Below are 16,295 nucleotides of genomic sequence, written 5' to 3' on the forward strand. Positions count from 1 at the left end.
ACTCTAAGAGTTTTGGCACCGGGGAAAGTTTCCCACTTGCAGGGAGCAACGTGCGCTCGTCTCGGCATGTGCACTGAATGCGCCTCTCACGCCCTAGTTTGATTGTTTCCGACCTGTCGGAAACGGTATCCTCTCCGAGATAGCGGCTGGCCTGCGGTCACCAGTCGCAGGCCTCAGGCGGAACCGCGCGCCGACGTAGTAGGCGGTAGATCGCATGAAGCTCCTCAACTTTTTCGGACGCATAGTCATCCGATACCCGGCCTGACGAACACCTGATCAATGATCGCGTGTCAACCTCAAGCACGTACGAACATCAACGGGGACGCGAAGGTGACAAGCGGTCTGTCGACGCGCTCCTCGACCTGTCTGCATGGAGAATCAACTCAGAAATGCACCGAATGACCGCTGCCATACCGGCTTGACTGACTGCTCCGCATCACCTCGGCCACTGAAGGATCTGGTCCAGTTACACCGGCGCATCCTGAAGCTGCGACTCAAAGACGTCCACCACCTGGATTTTGGATTTGAGTCTCAAACTTGCAAGATCCGATATATTTCGTTTTAGGAGTATTGCTATAGAAGAAGAGAGTTGGTCCCATATGACACCGGAGGCATCTTCTCGGCGAGAGGAGCTGATCGCCGGCGCGCTCACGGATGATCTCAGCGATGCTGAGTGGGAAGAGCTCAACGATGCCCGGACAGCAGACCCCTCGATAGATGTCGAGATCGCGGAGCTTCGTGTCATCGCCAAACGCCTGGATGGACGGAGCCTGACCTGGCGTGAGGAGAATCCCTCTCGAGACCTCGAAGAACGCATACGCGCCGCCACTTCCCAGACCGAACCCTATAAGGACAACAAGTAAGAGCTGCTGGCCGGATTCCACGGCGATCGGGCCACCGGCGTAATCCATGCCTGTAAGCCCCTCACTCCCCCAGCCTCACGGGGAACCCATCGGCGACTGTGGATACTCCATGCCGGTGGAGCAACCTGATGCCCTGGTGGAGAAGCTGCAGGTTCATCTCGCCAGCTCGGTTCAGTTAGAGGACATTCCCAAGACGTGGGTATCAGCTAGACGGTGCGAGAATGTCAAGAGCTCAGGCGATTCCGCTCTCGCAACTTTGTTTCTGAATGGACTCAAGCACACAGCAGTCACTGCGGTCCTGATCGGTCCCGAAACGGCCCATCGGGAATGGATGCAGTATGAGATCCGCTCCACCCTGAAGCGTGGCAACGGGTTGCTCGGCATCTACATCCACAACATCTCGGACCAAGACGGCAGAACAGCTCCCCAAAGGCCCAAACCCGTTGCCGCCCGGCACCCCACCTACGACCGGGTGTTCGACCACGGGAACCACAACCTGGGCAAGTGGGTCCAGGTAGCGCACTATTCACCCTGGGCCGCTGGAGTCCGGTTCGGTGTCGCGTTCTTGCTGTTCGGCCTTGGGCTGGCCGTCTACGGAATCTACGGCCGTCAGCCCCCTGAGATGGCCGGCAGAAGGGTCCGCGGACGGGACCCAACGCCACCCGCCGGAGCACTCACCCCCGCTTGGCGCGGGCGAGCAGTCGATCCAGCGCATCTTCGATCGCCTCGGCGTGCTTCTCCGCCGTGTAGCGCTCCCGCACCACAGCGAGGCTGGCCTCCCCCAGCTGACGCAGCTGGGCCGGCGCGGCCAGGAGCTCGGCGAGTACCCGGCGCAGCGAGCCGGCGTCGCCGGTCTGGTAATACCGGCCGGTCACTCCCTCGACCACGGCCTCGATCTCGGGGCTGGAATCGGGGTTGCCGTCCTCGGCGAGCACCGGCACCCCGAAGCTCATCGACTGGGTGACGTTCAGCCCGGCTCCGCCCACGGAGACCGCGAGGTCGGCCCGGGCGTAGAGCTCGCGCAGCTGCTCATAGTCATAGACGGCGCCGAGGAACTCCGCGTCCACCCCGTGTTCGGCGAACACCTGCTCGAGCCGGGGACGCTCGGCACCCTCCCCCACAATGAGCAGCTTCGGCCTCGCGGCGGCGGGCATGCCTCCCAGCGCTTCGGCGAGAAGGTCCAGACGGTGCCGGGTGGTGAGCCGGGAGCTGTAGATGATCGTCGGGTTTGCCCCGTCGTCGTCGGGGGCCTGCCCGGGGTGAGCGGCACTCTCCCGCGCCATGGTGGTCAGCGCCTCCGGGTAGATGCTGTTATAGATGACCTGGATCTTCTCGGCCGGGACCCCGTAGGAGCTGCCGAGCTCCTTGGCTCGGTCACCGTAGACCAGCAGTCCGTCAGTCAGTCGGTAGAAGGCGAGCCGGACCCGGCGTTTGAGCCCGTCCTCGGGCCGCTTCCAGCCGTGACCCCACATGATCAGGGTGCGTCCGCGCAGCGCGGCGACCGCACAGGCGGCCCAGGCAGAGACGGTGGGGATGCGTCCGGCGATCACGTAGGCGTCGTGCGCGCCCGCCCAAATCTCACGAACCTGACCATGCTCCCACCAGTATCCGCGTATTTTCGAGAACGTCAGCGGCCTCACCTTCGCGAGGACCTCGTCGGCGGCAGAATGGATCTCGTCGACAGCAGTAGATTCCGAGTTCTTGAACCGTCCGACCAGGTCAAAGTCATAGCGGGTGGATTCCAGCAGCCGGCGCAGCAGCGGCTCGCGGTAGTGCGCCACGGTGGGCTGGACCACGAAGTAGATCCGGGGACGCGCCATGGGTTCCTCACTCTCGAGCCGACTCTGCGGCAGATACACAAAAAGCCCCTCCTGCTGTGACCGAGAGGACCCGATCACCGGGAGAGGCTTGGAAGTGACTGGAGGGGATGACGGGAATCGAACCCGCATCGTTGGTTTGGAAGACCAAAGCTTTACCACTAAGCTACATCCCCGCTGAAGCTTGACGATGGCCTTTTCAAGCCGATTCATCGCCGCAACGAGACTTCACTCTAGCAAGCCGGACTGCCTGCACCAAACCCAACACGGCTCGGGATAGTGTCGGGGGGTGAATCTCCCAGACGACCCCTCCGCGCCCCTCGCAAGCAGCCCCGCCAGCGCCCCCGCAGCCACCTCTTCGGTCTCGAAGATCACGACGACGGCGGAGCAGGCAGCCCGGGCCCATGATCACGCCGCCCGGGAACTCTCCAGCTCAGCGCATCACGAGAAGCTCTGGGGGCCATTGGAGCGGGCGCACCGCGAGCGTGCGGCGGATCTGCGCGAGCGTGCGGCAGCGCCTTCGGCGACCCCCGACGCCCCAATGACGGCACCGCTCGCCGCGCCGTTGGCGGCTCGGTCCACCCAGGACGCGCTCGCTCTCTCCCGCACTGCGGCCGCACAGCTGCCCGCCACCGAGCCCGGCATCTCCCGGCCCACGCTGGACCTCCGGATCGGGATCATCTGCGACCGGTTCCTTTTCGACACCTACTCCGGTGCGGCCACGCTGATCCCGATCACCCCGGAGAATTGGCAGAACCACCTCGATGACGTGGACCTGCTGCTGGTCGCCGCGACCTGGCGTGGGCACGACGGTCGCGCCTGGGACTACACTGCCGCGGAGGCTCCGGAGCGCCGTCGGCTGCTGATCGACACGATCATCCCGGCCTATCGCGCAGCCGGCGCCCCGCCGGTCTATTACGGCAAGGAGGACCCGCCCGACTACCGGCAGTTCCTCGACGTGGCCCGCGCGTGTGATCACATCTTCACCACCGCCGCGGAGGTCCTCTCGAAGTACCGGAGGGACTGCCCCGGCGCGCACAGCATCGAGGTCTTGCCCTTCGCGGTCAACCCGCTGCTGCACTCACCGATCGGCTCGCGCAGCGCCCCGGCGGAGGCGCGTGAGCTGATCTTCTTCGCAGGCTCCTGGATGGGGAAGAAGTATCAGCAGCGAGCCCGCTACGCCGAGTGGATCCTCGACGGCGTGCTCGACGCGGGCCGGCCGTTGGCGATCGTGGACCGGTGGTGGAACGAGATCACCGCCCAGCTGGACTCCGAGCAGCCGATCCTCAGCCCGAACCAGCTGGTCCCGGTCAAGTACTGGCCCTACCGGGTGCCCGCCATGGACCATCACGAGCTGATGGACATCCAGCGCGTGGTGGACATCGCGGTCAACCTGAACTCCGTGGTCGACTCGCAGACCATGTTCGCCAATCGAGCGCTCGAGCTGCAGGCCGCCGGCACCCTGGTCCTCTCCAGCTATAACCAGGGCCTGAACTCTTATCACCCGCAGGTGCGGATCGCGAACTCTGCGGCCGACGTCGAAGAGAGCCTGCGTGGGATGGACCTGGAGGGGCTCCGTCGGGCGCAGGGCGACGGTGTCCGTGAGGTCTTCATGCGCCACCACGTCTCGGACCTGCTCACCCGAGTGGCCCGGACCGCAGGCAAGCAGGTCAAGTCCAGGCGGGAACTGGTGGTCGCCGTCGCGGAGAAGGTCACCGCGGAGCTCGCCCAGGACATGGCCGCGCAGAACCTCGCCGCCGCTGGGCACCCCCCGGTGGAGCTGCTGAGCTGGGAGCAGCTCGGCGCCCGGGCAGCGGATCCGCTGGCGCAGCCCATCGACGTGCTGCTGCCGCTGAGCGACCAGCACCGATATGGTCCGCACTACGGTGCGGATCATGTGGCTGCTTTCCGCTACCAGTCCGCAACGATCACCACGAAACTCAACGGCACCGCCGCCGAGACCGACCATCGGGCCCACGCCCATCAGCGCGGATTCGAGGACCTCGGTCTGACCGCCTGGTGGCGTCCCGAGGCCTCGGCGCTGGTGACTCCTGCTGTGCTGGCCGCGTCCGGGCAGGACGCGCGGGTCTACGCCGTCGACCACCTGGGGCGCTTCGCCTCCGCCGCGATCCAGGTCTCCGGGCTGGCCCCGGCCGCGCTCCCTCACACCGGGGATGACCTCTCCTCTGTGAAGGCTCAGGTGCGGCGCACCGCAGAGGCCGAGCGGCTAGAGCTCACCGTGATCGTGCCGATCTACAACAACGGGGATCATCTGCGGCACAAGGCGTTCGCCTCGTTGCGCCGTTCTCCGCATTTCCCACGCACCCAGGTGCTGCTGGTCGACGACGGCTCCACCGACCCGGTCACGGTGGCCACGGTCGAGGAACTGGCCCGGACCTATGCGAACGTCTCCGCGTTCCGGCACGGCACCGGTGGGTCCGGCTCGGCCTCGCGTCCGCGCAACACCGGCCTGGAGCTGACCGCCACCGAGTATGTCACCTACCTGGATCCCGACGACGAGGAGCTGGAGGCCGGCTACCACCTGCTGCAGCAGCGCCTGGCCGAGAAGCCCGAGGCGGACTTCGCCCTGGGCAACCAGGCCACCTGGACCAACGCGGCACCAGACCCTGCGCGTCCACGACTGGTATACCGGGATCGAGCTGCGTGACGGCCTGCGCTGGCCGACCCGTGACTCGCTGCGCGAGATCAAGTTCCGACCCGCGTCGATCGAGGGCATAGTAGCCCGCACCGCGTGGCTGCAGGGGCTGGGGCTGACCCAGCCGGTGGGCGCCACCGGGCAGGACACCTTCTTCTTCCAGCAGATGCTCTTCCACGCACGCGCCTATGTGCCGGTGGACCGGTCGGTCTACGTCTACTACGGAGCGGTGGACAACTCGATCGTCAACGTGGTCAGCCCGGCCTACTTCAGAAAGTACCTGATCCTGGAAGCGGCTCGCAGCTCCTGGCTGCACGAGGTCGGACTCCTGCAGGACTATCTGGACACCCGGTTCGAGCACTTCTTCGTCACCTGGTACCTGCGGAAGTTCTCCCGCGTGCCCTCCGCGGAGAAGGCTGAGGCAGCAGAGGTGCTCGCGGAGATCGCCGCCTTCTATGTGGAAGACCCGTATCACCACGCCTGGAAGACGCCTGAGGCGTTGCGGTTCTTCGGTGTGCACCAGCTGCCCTCGACAGAGAAGCTGCGCCCGCTGGCGGGACGGATCAAGCGCCGAGCACTCGATACCGCAGGGCTGCAGCTGGCCCAGCTCAAGCGCACCCGCCTGGGCCGCCGGGTCGGCGCGACCTACCGCCGAAGGCTCAAACCTCAGTCCAAGACCATCGATCGGGTGACCGCGCTGCGCGAGGTCTCCGCCGAGATTGAGCGGGTCCAGCGGCGCGAGGCCGGGCAGTGGGGCATCACTGCCGCGGAGGCGGCCTACACGTTGGCTGTGAAGGATCGCAGCAAGGCCGAGAACCCCGGTTGAGTCAGCGTCCGTATTCCTCGTAGCGGCGGCCGGCGGCGGCCTGGAGCATGCCCAGGCCCTCACGGTGATAGACGCTGTCCACATACCGCACCGGCGCGCGCTTGAGCCGGCGGGCTGTGGTCCGAGCCGCCCCGTAGCCGATGCGGACCAGCCCTTCGGCGCCGATCCGCAGCCGCAGCGTCGGGGTTGCCTGGTCCTGCTCGGCACGCCGGATGAGTTTGGTGGCGCGCACATGTCCGGCGCGGATCCCGCGCTGGCGCATCCAAGCCGGACTCAGCCGCTCGGCGGGCAGGTCCTCCTCGACCTGCGCCTCGGCGCACCACCAGGCCTGGGCGCCGGCGGCCTGCATCCGGCCGAAGAGGTCGGAGTCCTCACCACCGATGAAGCTGAACGCCTCATCAAATCGATACCCGGCGCTGGTGAACCAATGCGCGCGGACCAGCACGTTGTTCGTCGCGGCGCGGTGGTTCCAGGGTCCGGTGGGAAAGTCGATGCGCCGGATGAAACCGCTGGCCTGCAGCCAGGCCGGCGGGTCCTCCCCGAAATGGGTGATCACCGGACCCGAGACGGTGTCGGCCCCGGAAGAGTTGGCACAGTCGATCAGTGTGCGCAGCCAGTCCGGCGCCGCGCGCTCGTCGTCGTCGAGGAAGAGCACCGCTTCGGCATCCGCCGGCACAGCCTCCACCGCGGCGTTGCGCGCGGCGGCGATCCCGGGGCGCGGCTCGTGGAGGTACTGCGCACCCGGATACTGAGCGCGGACCTGGGCCTCGGCGTCGCCCTCGGGGCTGTTGTCCACCACGATCAGCTGCGGCAGCTCGCGCTCCGCCAGCACGCCCGATTCCCCCAGCGCGCGTGACTCCCCCACCGCACTCGACTCCCCCACCGGACCCAGTTCCTGGGCGCGCAGCGAGCTCAGCAGCTGTGCCAGCGGGCCGGGCCGGCGGTAGGTGCAGACGCAGATATAGGCGTTGGCGGCGGTGATCACCGGCCGACTCACCGGGCCCGCTCCTGCAGCAGCGTGCGCAGCAGGGCGGCGTAGCGGCGGCCAAGCCCCGGCAGGTCTGCGTATTCGGCGACCCAGTCGCGGCCGGTGGAATCCACCGGGGTGGAGTCCGGATCGGCGGCGAGCTCGGTGAGCCTGGCCGCGATCTCTTCCGAGTCTCCGGAGAGGAAGCTGACGTTGCGTGCGTGGCCGAGCACCCAGGCCGCCTCTCCGGTGACCGCGGCGGTGATGTGCTTGCCCAGGCCCAGCAGCTCGAAGGTCTTCGAGGGCACGGTCCAGGCGAAGGAGGCCCAGTCGGTGCGCAGGCTGACCAAGGCGGTGTCGGCCCAGCGGTAGTGCTCCCAGATCTCCTCGCCGTGCACCGGATCGAAGAACTCCACCGCACCGCTGTCCAGGGCACCGGACTCCTCCGCGACCTGGCGCAGCTGGTCCTTCTGGGTGCCGGAGCCGACCAGCCGGAGCTGTACGTCGAGTCCCTCGGAACGGGTGTGGTCCCCGTCGACTGAATTCTCCCGGGTGCGCGGGATCAGCGCCACGGCCGTGATGATGCGTCCCAGGGCCTGGCTCTCGCCGTGGTTGCCCAGGTAGGCGATGCGCAGCTCCCCGGGTTCGCGTGTCCGGTGCTCGAGCTGCGGCACCTGGTCCAGGGCGACGCCGTTGCTGATGGTCTCCACCCGGGAGACCCCGCGTTCGCGCAGCCGCTGACCAAAGCCCTCGGTGACGGTGACCACGAGCTCAGCCCGGCGCTGGACGCTGACCACGGCAGCTTCCATCAGCATCCCCAGCGGGCCGGCCTTCACCCCGGCCTCGCGGGCGAGCTCGGGCCAGGCGTCACGCATATCGACCACCAGCGGCACCCGGCGGCAGCGGCTGACCAGCCAGCCGGCGCAGATGGTGGGCAGGGCCGGCACCGTGGCGATGACCAGATCAGGCTTGCTCGCGCTGAGCGCCCGGGGCACCATCAGCACCGCGGAGGCCAGGTCTGAGGCGAAGCGCCCCGCGCGGGAATTCTTCAGCAGGATGTACGGGGTCCGGTGCAGCCGCTCCCCGGTGGGCCCCGGCGTGGGGCGCAGCCGGAATCTGCCCTGGCCTCGCACCTCCTCCGGGGTGTGGTGGGAGTTCACCGCGGGGGTGACGACGTCGACCGCCCAGCCGTCCTCGCGCAGCAGCCCACGAGGCGTTCCCAGCGGCGCTGCGGGGCCGTGCGTTCCGGCCAATAACTGTGTGTCAGGAGCTGAACCCGAGGGGTCACTGCTGCCCGTCCTGGGATTCTTGCAGCTCGATGTAGTCGATGAAGCCCTCCATGTTGTCGTTCTTCAGGGACCGTTGCAGCAGCTCGAGCATCTCCTCGTCCTTGAGGATCACCTGGGCACCGCTGGCGGTGGTGGCCATCTCCCCGGTGGGGATGGTGAACATCTCGATGTCCCCGGAACGGAGGTCGCGCATCTCCAGCGCGTAGGCGGCGATGGTGTTGGCGTCGAGACCGTCGTCCACGCTCAGGTAGGGGACGATGCCGTTGACCACGTCCATCACCCGCTGCGGATTGGTGAGGGTGTCGGAGGAGAGCAGCTGATCGACGATCCCGTTGATCACCAGCTGCTGGTTCTGCACCCGGCTGAAGTCTCCGTCGGGGAAGGACTTGCGCTCGCGGACGAACCGCAGTGCGTTGTCGCCTTCCAGGCGAATGGTGCCCTCGGGGTAGAACGCCGGGTTCTGCTGGCCGGCGGAGAAGGGCCGCGGGTTCTCCACGTAGACCCCGCCCAGGGCGCGGGTCAGGTCGGAGAATCCCTCGAAGTCAATGATCGCCACGTGGTCGATATGGGTGTTCAGCAGCTCCTCGACGGTGTCGACGACCAGCGGGTACCCGCCCACACCGAGCGCGGAGTTGACCCGGCCCTGGCCTTCGCCGGGCACGTCCACCCAGAGGTCCCGCACGATGGACATCACGTAGACCCCGGACCGGTCGGCCGGGATGTGCACGAACATCATGGTGTCGGAGCGTTCGGAGGCGTTGTCGCCGATCTCGCCGCGGTACTCCATGTCATCCTCGCCGCGGCTGTCGGAGCCGAGCAGGAGCATGTTCACCGTGCCGTCCTCGGTGCGACCGGCGGTGTCATCGCCTCCGAGGCCCAGATCCAGGACATTGCGCTGCTCGTCGAAGGTGGTGCGCAGCTGGTTGACGTAGAGCAGTCCGGCGCCCACCGCGACGACGAGCAGCACCGCCACGGCGATGAGACCGTTGCGGATCAGGCGGCGGCGTCGTGACGGGTCTTTGGGCGTTTCCTCCGCGGCGGCATCCTCGGCGCCGGAGACGGTGACGGTGGGTTCTTCGGTGTCATCGGGGTTGGTCGACTTCGAGGCTGCCGCCGGCCCGCCCGGGAGCCTTGCGGCCCTGCGGGCTCGGTGCGGCTGTGGCTCGGGCGAATTCTTGTCGGCCACACACCCTCCTCTACGCGTTCGACGATCCGATTCATGCTAGCCCACCGATCTGGGCACTCCCGCATCGACGCTGTTCAGAGAGCTCCCGGCCGAGTACGGCTAGGTGGCGTCCCAGAGGCGTCGGTAGTAATCGATCCGGTGCGCCTGGGGCTCGATCCCGTAGGCGTCCCAGAACACCGCCTCGTCGTAGCCGGAGAAGTTCCAGGCCAGGGACATCGACATCACGGCGAGATCGGCCCACCGATCCGCCACCCCGAGGCGAGCCAGATCCACGTGGGCGAGGAACGAACCGTCGGCAGCCAGCAGCGTATTCGGGGCGCAGGGATCGCCCTGGCACAGCACGAGGCGATCCAGGCTCGGCGCGTCCTCGGGCAGCTGCGCGGCAGGGCTCGACGTGCGACCCGACGTGCGTCCCGCCGCGCGCAGCCGATGCTCCACGCCCCAGTCGAAGGGGCAGTCCTGAGGTTCCAGATCGTGCAGCCGGCGCAGACCGGTGCCGAGGGCCCGCAGCGCGAGATCGGGATCAGCCTTCCACCGTGGGGAGACCGCCGACTCGCCGGACAGCGCTCGGGTGAGCAGCACCTCCTCGGGGCCCTCCACGATCAGGTCCACCACGGCCGGTGCGGGGTGGCGTCCGTGGATCCAGCGCAGCCGCTCGGCCTCCTGCGTGAGCGATTCCCCGGCGCGTCGGGGTTCCATTTGGCATAGAGCTCGATCGGAGCCGCGGCACCGCCGCTGGCGACGGAGAACGTCAGACCGCCGGCTCCGTTGCGCCAGACCGGGCGGAGCTGGGCTGCACCCAGCCCGAGCGCCTGCAGCGATCGCTGTAGGAAGGCCGGAACCGGGGTCTCGGCCGAGGGCGTCCCGGCCAGAGCCGAGGGCAGGCTCATGGACGGCCCGAGGCGGGCGGCCGGGCGGCCCGCGGCCCGGGCTGGCACTTCGGGCAGAAGTGCGATCCGCGGTTCATGAACGTCTCGCGCCTGACCTCGGTGTCACACCGCGGGCACGGCCTGCCCTGCTGGCCGTAGACGTTGAGAGACCTCGAGAAGTACCCGGAGGCGCCGTTGACGTTGACGTAGAGCGCATCGAAGCTGGTGCCGCCGGCTTCGAGTGCGGCCAGCAGCACGGTCTTGACCCCGCTGAGCAGCCGGGCGGACTCGGCGCGGGTGATGGTCTGGGTGGAGCGCAGGTAATGCAGCCGGGCGAGCCAGAGCGCCTCATCGGCGTAGATGTTACCGATCCCGGAGATCATTCCTTGATCCAGCAGCGCGCGTTTCAGACCGGTCTTGCGGCGGCGCAGGGCGCGGAAGAACGTCTCCTCGTCGAATCCGGGCTCCAGCGGGTCCGGTGCGATGTGCACCGCGGCGGCCGGCACGCTGCCGCTGGGGTGGGTGGAGGGAACCAGCTCGGAGATCTGCATGCCGCCGAAGATGCGCTGGTCGATGAAGCGCAGCTGCTTCGGAGCGGAGCCTTCCCCGCCCAGCTCCAGCGTGATCTTCAGGTGCTTCTGCGCCGGGGCGGAGGGCTCATCGATGAGCACCTGCCCGCTCATGCCCAGATGGATCAGCAGCGACTCCCCGACCGGTTCTGTCCCCGAGCCGGGCTGAGCAGCAGTTGCAGGCGCTGCTGCTCCCGCAGGCATCAAGCCCTGGCGCAACGGGATCCAGAGGAACTTGCCGCGGCGCTGCGGTGCCAGCAGCCTCTGGTGGGTCAGCGCGTCGGTGAAGGAGCCCAACCGGGCCGGTTCATCGAGTGCGGCGCCCAGCGCGTGACGGCGCAGGCTGCGCGGATCGTGGACGGTGACGGATTCTACGGTGCGTCCCGTGGCCCAGCGGCTGATGCCGCGGCGGACCACTTCGACCTCGGGCAGCTCGGGCATCAGCTGCTGGCGGGTGCGGTGTCCTCGAACCGGTCCAGGACCAGGGTGAGGATGTCGCCCTGTTCACCGCGGCCGGCGGTGAGGGTCTCCACGGTGACCCGAGCGGCTTCGCGCTCGGCCTCCTTCTTGGAGGGCCCGGAGCCGGAGCCGTGGGCGGTGCCGCCGATGACCAGGGTGGCGTTGAAGGACTTGTGGTGGTCCGGGCCGAAGTCGGTGATCTGGTAGCGGATCTCGCCCATGTCTTTGGCGGCCGCGATCTCCTGGATCGTGGTCTTCCAATCCTTGCCGGCGGTCATCGCGTCCTTGTCGCTGAGCAGCGGGACCACGAGGCGCAGCACCAGACGGCGGGCCGTCTCGGTGTCGGTGGAGAGGTAGGCGGCACCGATCAGCGCCTCCATCGTGTCGGCAAGGATCGAGTCCTTGTCCTGGCCGTTGGTGAGCCGCTCGCCGGCTCCCAGGCTGATGTAGGGCCCGACGCCGAGGCCGCGGGCCACCCGGGCCAGGGCGCGGGTGCTCACCAGTGCGGCGCGGAGCTTGGCGAGGTCACCCTCGGCCAGATCCGGGAAGGTCCGGAACAGGTAGTCGGTGACCGCCAGGCCGAGGATCGAATCCCCGAGGAACTCCAGCCGCTCATTGGTGGGCAGGTTGGAGTTCTCATAGGCATAGGAGCGATGGGTCAGGGCAAGACGAAGAGTCCCGGGGGCAATATGCACCCCGAGACTCTTCACAAGCTCTTCGTGATCGCTCACGTGCGATGTCGTCATGTTCGACGACTCAGGCGTCAGCGACCTTGCGACCCTTGTACTCATAGAACAGCGGCGAACCGGCGGAGTCGGTGACCAGCTTGGCCTGGTGAGGCTGGCTGTAGACGACGCGACCGTTCTCCACGGTCTTCACCAGCTTCGGCACAGAAGCCTTCCACTGCGAGCGGCGGTTGCGGGTGTTGGATCGGGACATCTTCCGCTTTGGAACAGCCACGGTGTCTCTTTTCTCTCTAGATGATGGACAGAGTCTTGGTCAATCAAGTTCTGCGATGGTCAAGTTCTGCGATGTTCAAGTTCTAGGTGCTGGAGTCGGACTTGGAGTCCGGCTCCGGCAGTCCCGCGGCCATGTCTTTCAACGCGGCCCAGCGGGGGTCGAGCTGCTCGTGGTAGTGCTCGAGGTCGTCCTCCATGCGGAATCCGCAGACGGAGCACAGACCCGGGCAGTCCTCGCGGCAGACCGGCTGGAACGGCAGCGCGGAGACCATCAGGTCTCGCAGCACCGGCTCCAGGTCGATGGTGAGGTCATGGCCCATCGGGCGGGTGTCCTCATCCTCTTCCTCGGCCGGATCCTTCCGCGTCTTCTGGGGCCAGCTGAACAGCTGCATGATGTCCACGGTGAGCGGGTACTTCAGCTCATCTAGACACCGGCCGCACTGTCCAGTGACCTCGCCGACGGCGGTGCCGGTCATCAGCACACCTTCATGCACCGATTCCAGACGCAGATCCACCTGCAGCTCGCTGCCCTGCGGGATCCCGATCAGGACCGTTGCGAAGTCCTCCGGGGCAGGGACAGTTCTATGCATCTCGTGCTGGGTTCCGGGCTTGCCCCGGAGCTCCTGCACATCTACGCGTAGAGCAGTCATTGCTGAACCACTCCTCAATGATCTAGACCGACGTGCCACTCTACCAGTCACGGCGGCTCGGGTGCGAACCCCCGATCAGATCTGGCCGACGAACTCTTTCAGCCACTCGCGCAGGTCTGGTCCGAGGTCCTCGCGGTCCACGGCCAGGGTGACCACGGCCTTGATGTAGCTGAGCTTGTCTCCGGTGTCGTAGCGACGTCCGCGGAAGATCACGGCGTGGACTCCGCCGCCCTCCTCGGCGGATTTGCCCGCCATGGCCTGCAGCGCGTCGGTCAGCTGGATCTCGTTGCCGCGCCCGGGCTTGGTCTGCTCCAGCTCAGCGAAGATCGCCGGGTGCAGCACGTAGCGACCGATGATCGCCAGGTTCGACGGCGCCTCATCCACGGGGGGCTTCTCCACCAGGGCGTGGACCGGCACGACGTCGGCGGGCTGGCCGTTCTCGGCGGCGACCTTGTCCTGGCCGTTGGCATCGATGACGCCGTAGGCGCTGATGTTCTCTTCGGGCACCTCCATCACGGCGATGACGGATCCGCCGAGCCGCTGCTGGGTCTCCAGCATGGTCGAGAGCAGCTCGTCGCGCTCATCGATCAGGTCGTCGCCGAGCAGGACCGCGAAGGCCTCGTTGCCGACGTGGCGCTTGGCGCAGAGCACGGCGTGACCGAGGCCCTTGGCCTCGCCCTGCCGGATGTAGTGCAGGTCGCCCAGCTCGGTGGCCTGCCGGACGGCCTCGAGCTTCTTGGTGTCGCCCTTGGCCTCCAGGGTGGCCTCGAGGTCGGGGACCCGGTCGAAGTGGTTCTCCAGGGACCGCTTATTGCGGCCGGTGATCATCAGAATGTCATCGAGCCCGGCCTTCGCGGCCTCGGCGACGACGTACTGGATCGCGGGCTCATCCACCACCGGGAGCATCTCTTTGGGCATGGCCTTGGTGGCCGGAAGGAATCGGGTTCCCAGACCCGCAGCCGGGATGACAGCTTTGCGAATAGACGTTGTTGAACTCATGTGCCCACCTTATCGTTTCCTGGATGCCTGTTCAGACGAATCTATGAAGTTTTCTGAGGTCGCGCTCAGCGGCGACGGTCCTGGAGCCGGCGCTGCACCGCACGCGGGATGAACTCCGCCACGTCCCCGCCGAGCTTGTGGACTTCCTTGACCAGCGTGGAGGACAGGTGAGTGTAGCGGCCGTCAGCGGCGAGGAACACGGTCTCCAGCCCGGAGAGGTGCCGGTTCATCGTGGCCATCGGGGACTCGTAGCCGAGATCCTTGGGATCGCGCAGGCCCTTGACCAGAGCGTTGGCTCCGACCTCGCGGCAGAAGTCGGTCAACAGCCCGCTGCCCAGCGGCTTCACGCTCACCCCGCGCACATAGGAGAAGGTCTCCTGCGCCATCGCGATGCGCTCCTCGACCGAGAACATCGGGTTCTTGTGCATATTGGGCGACACGGCGACGATCACCTCGTCGAAGAGGTTCGAGGCACGGGCGATGATCTCCACATGACCGTTGTGCAGAGGGTCAAATGATCCGGGGCACACTGCTAGCTGCATGGTCTGACAGTACTTCAGGTGGTCAAGAACCCGACGTCAGGCGCGCAGGACACGCTGCCGATCGACGGGCTGTCTACGATGGAGTCCATGTCCTCTCATCGCTCCCCCAGCCCGGATCCGCTCGCCCTCGATCAGCCCTGGGCCCGGACCGCGGCCGGGGCCAACACCTTGGGCTTCGAAACCTCATCGAGCACCCCGCCGAGCACCCCTGCGGTGATGCCCACCATCTACGAGCGCACGACGGCGGCGGCCATCGCCCACGACGCGGTCAATCTGGGCCAGGGATTCCCCGACACCGAGGGCCCGGACTGGCTGCTGCAGCTGGCCGCGCGGGCGATCACCGAGCCCGAGACCGGCCCGCGCAACCAGTACGCCCCGGGGATGGGACTGCCCACCCTGCGCGAGGCGATCAGCGACGCCCAGGCCCGGCGTCAGGGCGTGCAGCTGGATCCCGCCACCCAGGTCATGGTGACCACCGGCGCCACCGAAGGGATCTCCGCGACGATCCTGGCCTTCGCCCGGCCCGGCAGCGAGGTGCTCACCTTCGAGCCGCACTATGACTCCTACGGGGCCTGCGCCGCGCTGGCCGGCGCCCGGCTGGTGGGCGTGGCGCTGCGCGGTCCGGAGTTCCGCCCGGATCTGGACGCCTTCGAGGCCGCCATCACCGAGCGCACCTCGATGATCCTGCTCAACACCCCGCACAACCCCACCGGCACGGTCTTCAGCACCGAGGAGCTGACCCGGATCGTTGCGCTCGCGGTCAAGCATGACCTGCGGATCATGTGCGACGAGGTCTACGAACATCTGGTGCTCTCGGATGCGCGGCTGCCCCACCGCAGCATCCTAACCATCCCCGGCGCCGAGGAGGTGGCTGTGGCGGTGGGCTCCGCCGGGAAGTCCTTCTCGGTCACCGGGTGGAAGGTCGGCTGGGTCACCGGAAGCGCCGAACTGGTCAGCCAGGTCCGCGGGGTCAAGCAGTTCCTGAGCTTCTCCTCCGGCCCGGCCTTCCAGTGGGCGGTGGGCCACGGGCTCCAGGACGACCAGGGGTTCTTCGCGCAGAACACCGCCGAGCTGGAGGCCGGCAGGGATCTGCTGCGCGCCGGCCTCGAGGAACTCGGGTTGGCGCCGAATCGCGCCGAGGCCGGGTACTTCGTGCTCGGCAACGTCTCTGGCATCACCTCGCTCTCGGCCGCGCAGTTCTGCCGGGTCCTCGCCGAGGAGGTGGGGGTGGCCGCAATCCCGGTCTCTGCCCTGACCATCCAGCACCGGGCCAGCCCGAGCGACGAGCTGGAGCATCTGGTGCGTTTCGCCTTCTGCAAGGACCACGCCACCATCGAAGAGGGGCTGCGTCGGATGCGTGAGCATCTGCCCGCCGCGCTGGCCGGCCACCCGCCGGTCGACGCGCGGCCTGCCAACGCACGGCCTGCCACCGCGCGGCCGGCCAGCGCGGCGCCGGTCACCGCACCCGAGACGCTGGCGGCGGCCGGCACCGGAACCCCCTGATGCGCCAGCGCGACGCCTTGGGCCTGCCCCGGAGCCAGCGGCTCTCCTTCTCCGGGCAGCTGGCCGAGCTCGTGAAGGACGACCTCACCGAGGACGGCGTGGTGCTGAGCATCGGCGGGGCCGAGCAGTCCCATGTGGAGC

Annotated in this window: 15 protein-coding genes, 1 tRNA gene and 1 pseudogene; 5 read left to right on the forward strand and 12 right to left on the reverse strand. The window is 67.5% G+C overall.

The annotated features are described in order from the left end of the window. Positions 1 to 599: 599 nt before the first annotated feature. Together BG28_RS05755 and BG28_RS16745 are read left to right on the forward strand one after the other, a co-directional pair. On the forward strand, positions 600 to 863 hold the full coding sequence (locus tag BG28_RS05755) for a hypothetical protein (RefSeq protein ID WP_036474824.1): 264 nt from the start codon (positions 600 to 602) through the stop codon (positions 861 to 863). Between the two features lie 109 nt (positions 864 to 972). Continuing rightward, positions 973 to 1,281 (forward strand): annotated as a pseudogene (locus tag BG28_RS16745) (TIR domain-containing protein); the annotation flags it as partial. Positions 1,282 to 1,537: 256 nt separating this feature from the next. Here the strand turns inward: BG28_RS16745 and BG28_RS05760 are convergent. After that, complete coding sequence (locus tag BG28_RS05760) at positions 1,538 to 2,683, reverse strand: glycosyltransferase family 4 protein (RefSeq protein ID WP_161634804.1); 1,146 nt, start codon at positions 2,681 to 2,683, stop codon at positions 1,538 to 1,540. Between the two features lie 99 nt (positions 2,684 to 2,782). Then, positions 2,783 to 2,856: transfer RNA gene (locus tag BG28_RS05765), tRNA-Gly, on the reverse strand. Positions 2,857 to 2,969: 113 nt separating this feature from the next. Here BG28_RS05765 and BG28_RS05770 point away from each other — a divergent pair. Both BG28_RS05770 and BG28_RS05775 read left to right on the forward strand, forming a co-directional pair. Then, complete coding sequence (locus BG28_RS05770; protein ID WP_084479494.1) at positions 2,970 to 5,348, forward strand: glycosyltransferase; 2,379 nt, start codon at positions 2,970 to 2,972, stop codon at positions 5,346 to 5,348. A gap of 115 nt (positions 5,349 to 5,463) precedes the next feature. Next, positions 5,464 to 6,162 carry a hypothetical protein gene (locus BG28_RS05775; RefSeq protein ID WP_036474828.1) on the forward strand — a complete coding sequence of 233 codons (699 nt, stop codon included), beginning with the start codon at positions 5,464 to 5,466 and terminating at the stop codon, positions 6,160 to 6,162. 1 nt (position 6,163) lies between these two features. Here BG28_RS05775 and BG28_RS14285 read toward each other — a convergent pair whose 3' ends face one another. From BG28_RS14285 to coaD, 10 genes are all read right to left on the reverse strand, one after another. Further along, the gene (locus BG28_RS14285) at positions 6,164 to 7,159 is read right to left on the reverse strand and encodes a glycosyltransferase family 2 protein (RefSeq protein WP_051501060.1); all 996 of its coding nucleotides are present in this window, start codon (positions 7,157 to 7,159) and stop codon (positions 6,164 to 6,166) included. Further along, positions 7,156 to 8,382: a glycosyltransferase family 4 protein gene (locus BG28_RS05785; protein ID WP_051501061.1), complete on the reverse strand. Its 1,227-nt coding sequence runs from the start codon at positions 8,380 to 8,382 to the stop codon at positions 7,156 to 7,158. Before BG28_RS05785 ends, BG28_RS14285 begins: the two co-directional genes overlap by 4 nt. 31 nt (positions 8,383 to 8,413) lie before the next feature. Then, on the reverse strand, positions 8,414 to 9,604 hold the full coding sequence (locus BG28_RS05790) for an LCP family protein (protein WP_084479496.1): 1,191 nt from the start codon (positions 9,602 to 9,604) through the stop codon (positions 8,414 to 8,416). A gap of 99 nt (positions 9,605 to 9,703) precedes the next feature. Continuing rightward, entirely contained in the window at positions 9,704 to 10,303 is a 600-nt protein-coding gene (locus BG28_RS05795) for an aminoglycoside 3'-phosphotransferase (protein ID WP_051501062.1), read from the reverse strand. A gap of 187 nt (positions 10,304 to 10,490) precedes the next feature. Beyond that, on the reverse strand, positions 10,491 to 11,483 hold the full coding sequence (mutM, locus tag BG28_RS05800) for a bifunctional DNA-formamidopyrimidine glycosylase/DNA-(apurinic or apyrimidinic site) lyase (RefSeq protein ID WP_036474829.1): 993 nt from the start codon (positions 11,481 to 11,483) through the stop codon (positions 10,491 to 10,493). Then, positions 11,483 to 12,232 (reverse strand): ribonuclease III, encoded by a 750-nt coding sequence (rnc, locus tag BG28_RS05805; RefSeq protein ID WP_084479497.1) that lies wholly within the window; start codon positions 12,230 to 12,232, stop codon positions 11,483 to 11,485. The genes mutM and rnc overlap by 1 nt, the downstream gene beginning before the upstream one ends. A 25-nt stretch (positions 12,233 to 12,257) precedes the next feature. Then, positions 12,258 to 12,461, reverse strand: a complete 204-nt coding sequence (gene rpmF / locus BG28_RS05810) for a 50S ribosomal protein L32 (protein WP_036474831.1) — start codon at positions 12,459 to 12,461, stop codon at positions 12,258 to 12,260. A gap of 82 nt (positions 12,462 to 12,543) precedes the next feature. Then, positions 12,544 to 13,110 carry a DUF177 domain-containing protein gene (locus BG28_RS05815; RefSeq protein ID WP_036474832.1) on the reverse strand — a complete coding sequence of 189 codons (567 nt, stop codon included), beginning with the start codon at positions 13,108 to 13,110 and terminating at the stop codon, positions 12,544 to 12,546. A gap of 75 nt (positions 13,111 to 13,185) precedes the next feature. Beyond that, positions 13,186 to 14,109: a UTP--glucose-1-phosphate uridylyltransferase GalU gene (gene galU, locus BG28_RS05820; RefSeq protein WP_036474833.1), complete on the reverse strand. Its 924-nt coding sequence runs from the start codon at positions 14,107 to 14,109 to the stop codon at positions 13,186 to 13,188. Positions 14,110 to 14,174: 65 nt separating this feature from the next. Next, a complete protein-coding gene (gene coaD, locus BG28_RS05825; RefSeq protein ID WP_036474835.1) occupies positions 14,175 to 14,651 on the reverse strand; it encodes a pantetheine-phosphate adenylyltransferase in 477 nt (158 codons plus the stop codon). Between the two features lie 87 nt (positions 14,652 to 14,738). Here coaD and BG28_RS05830 point away from each other — a divergent pair, with 87 nt between their 5' ends. Beyond that, complete coding sequence (locus BG28_RS05830) at positions 14,739 to 16,154, forward strand: aminotransferase class I/II-fold pyridoxal phosphate-dependent enzyme (protein WP_235180993.1); 1,416 nt, start codon at positions 14,739 to 14,741, stop codon at positions 16,152 to 16,154. The last annotated feature ends 141 nt before the right edge of the window (positions 16,155 to 16,295 follow it).

Origin of the sequence: Nesterenkonia sp. AN1, assembly GCF_000582475.1 — a bacterium.
Classification (GTDB): Bacteria; Actinomycetota; Actinomycetes; order Actinomycetales; family Micrococcaceae; genus Nesterenkonia; species Nesterenkonia aurantiaca.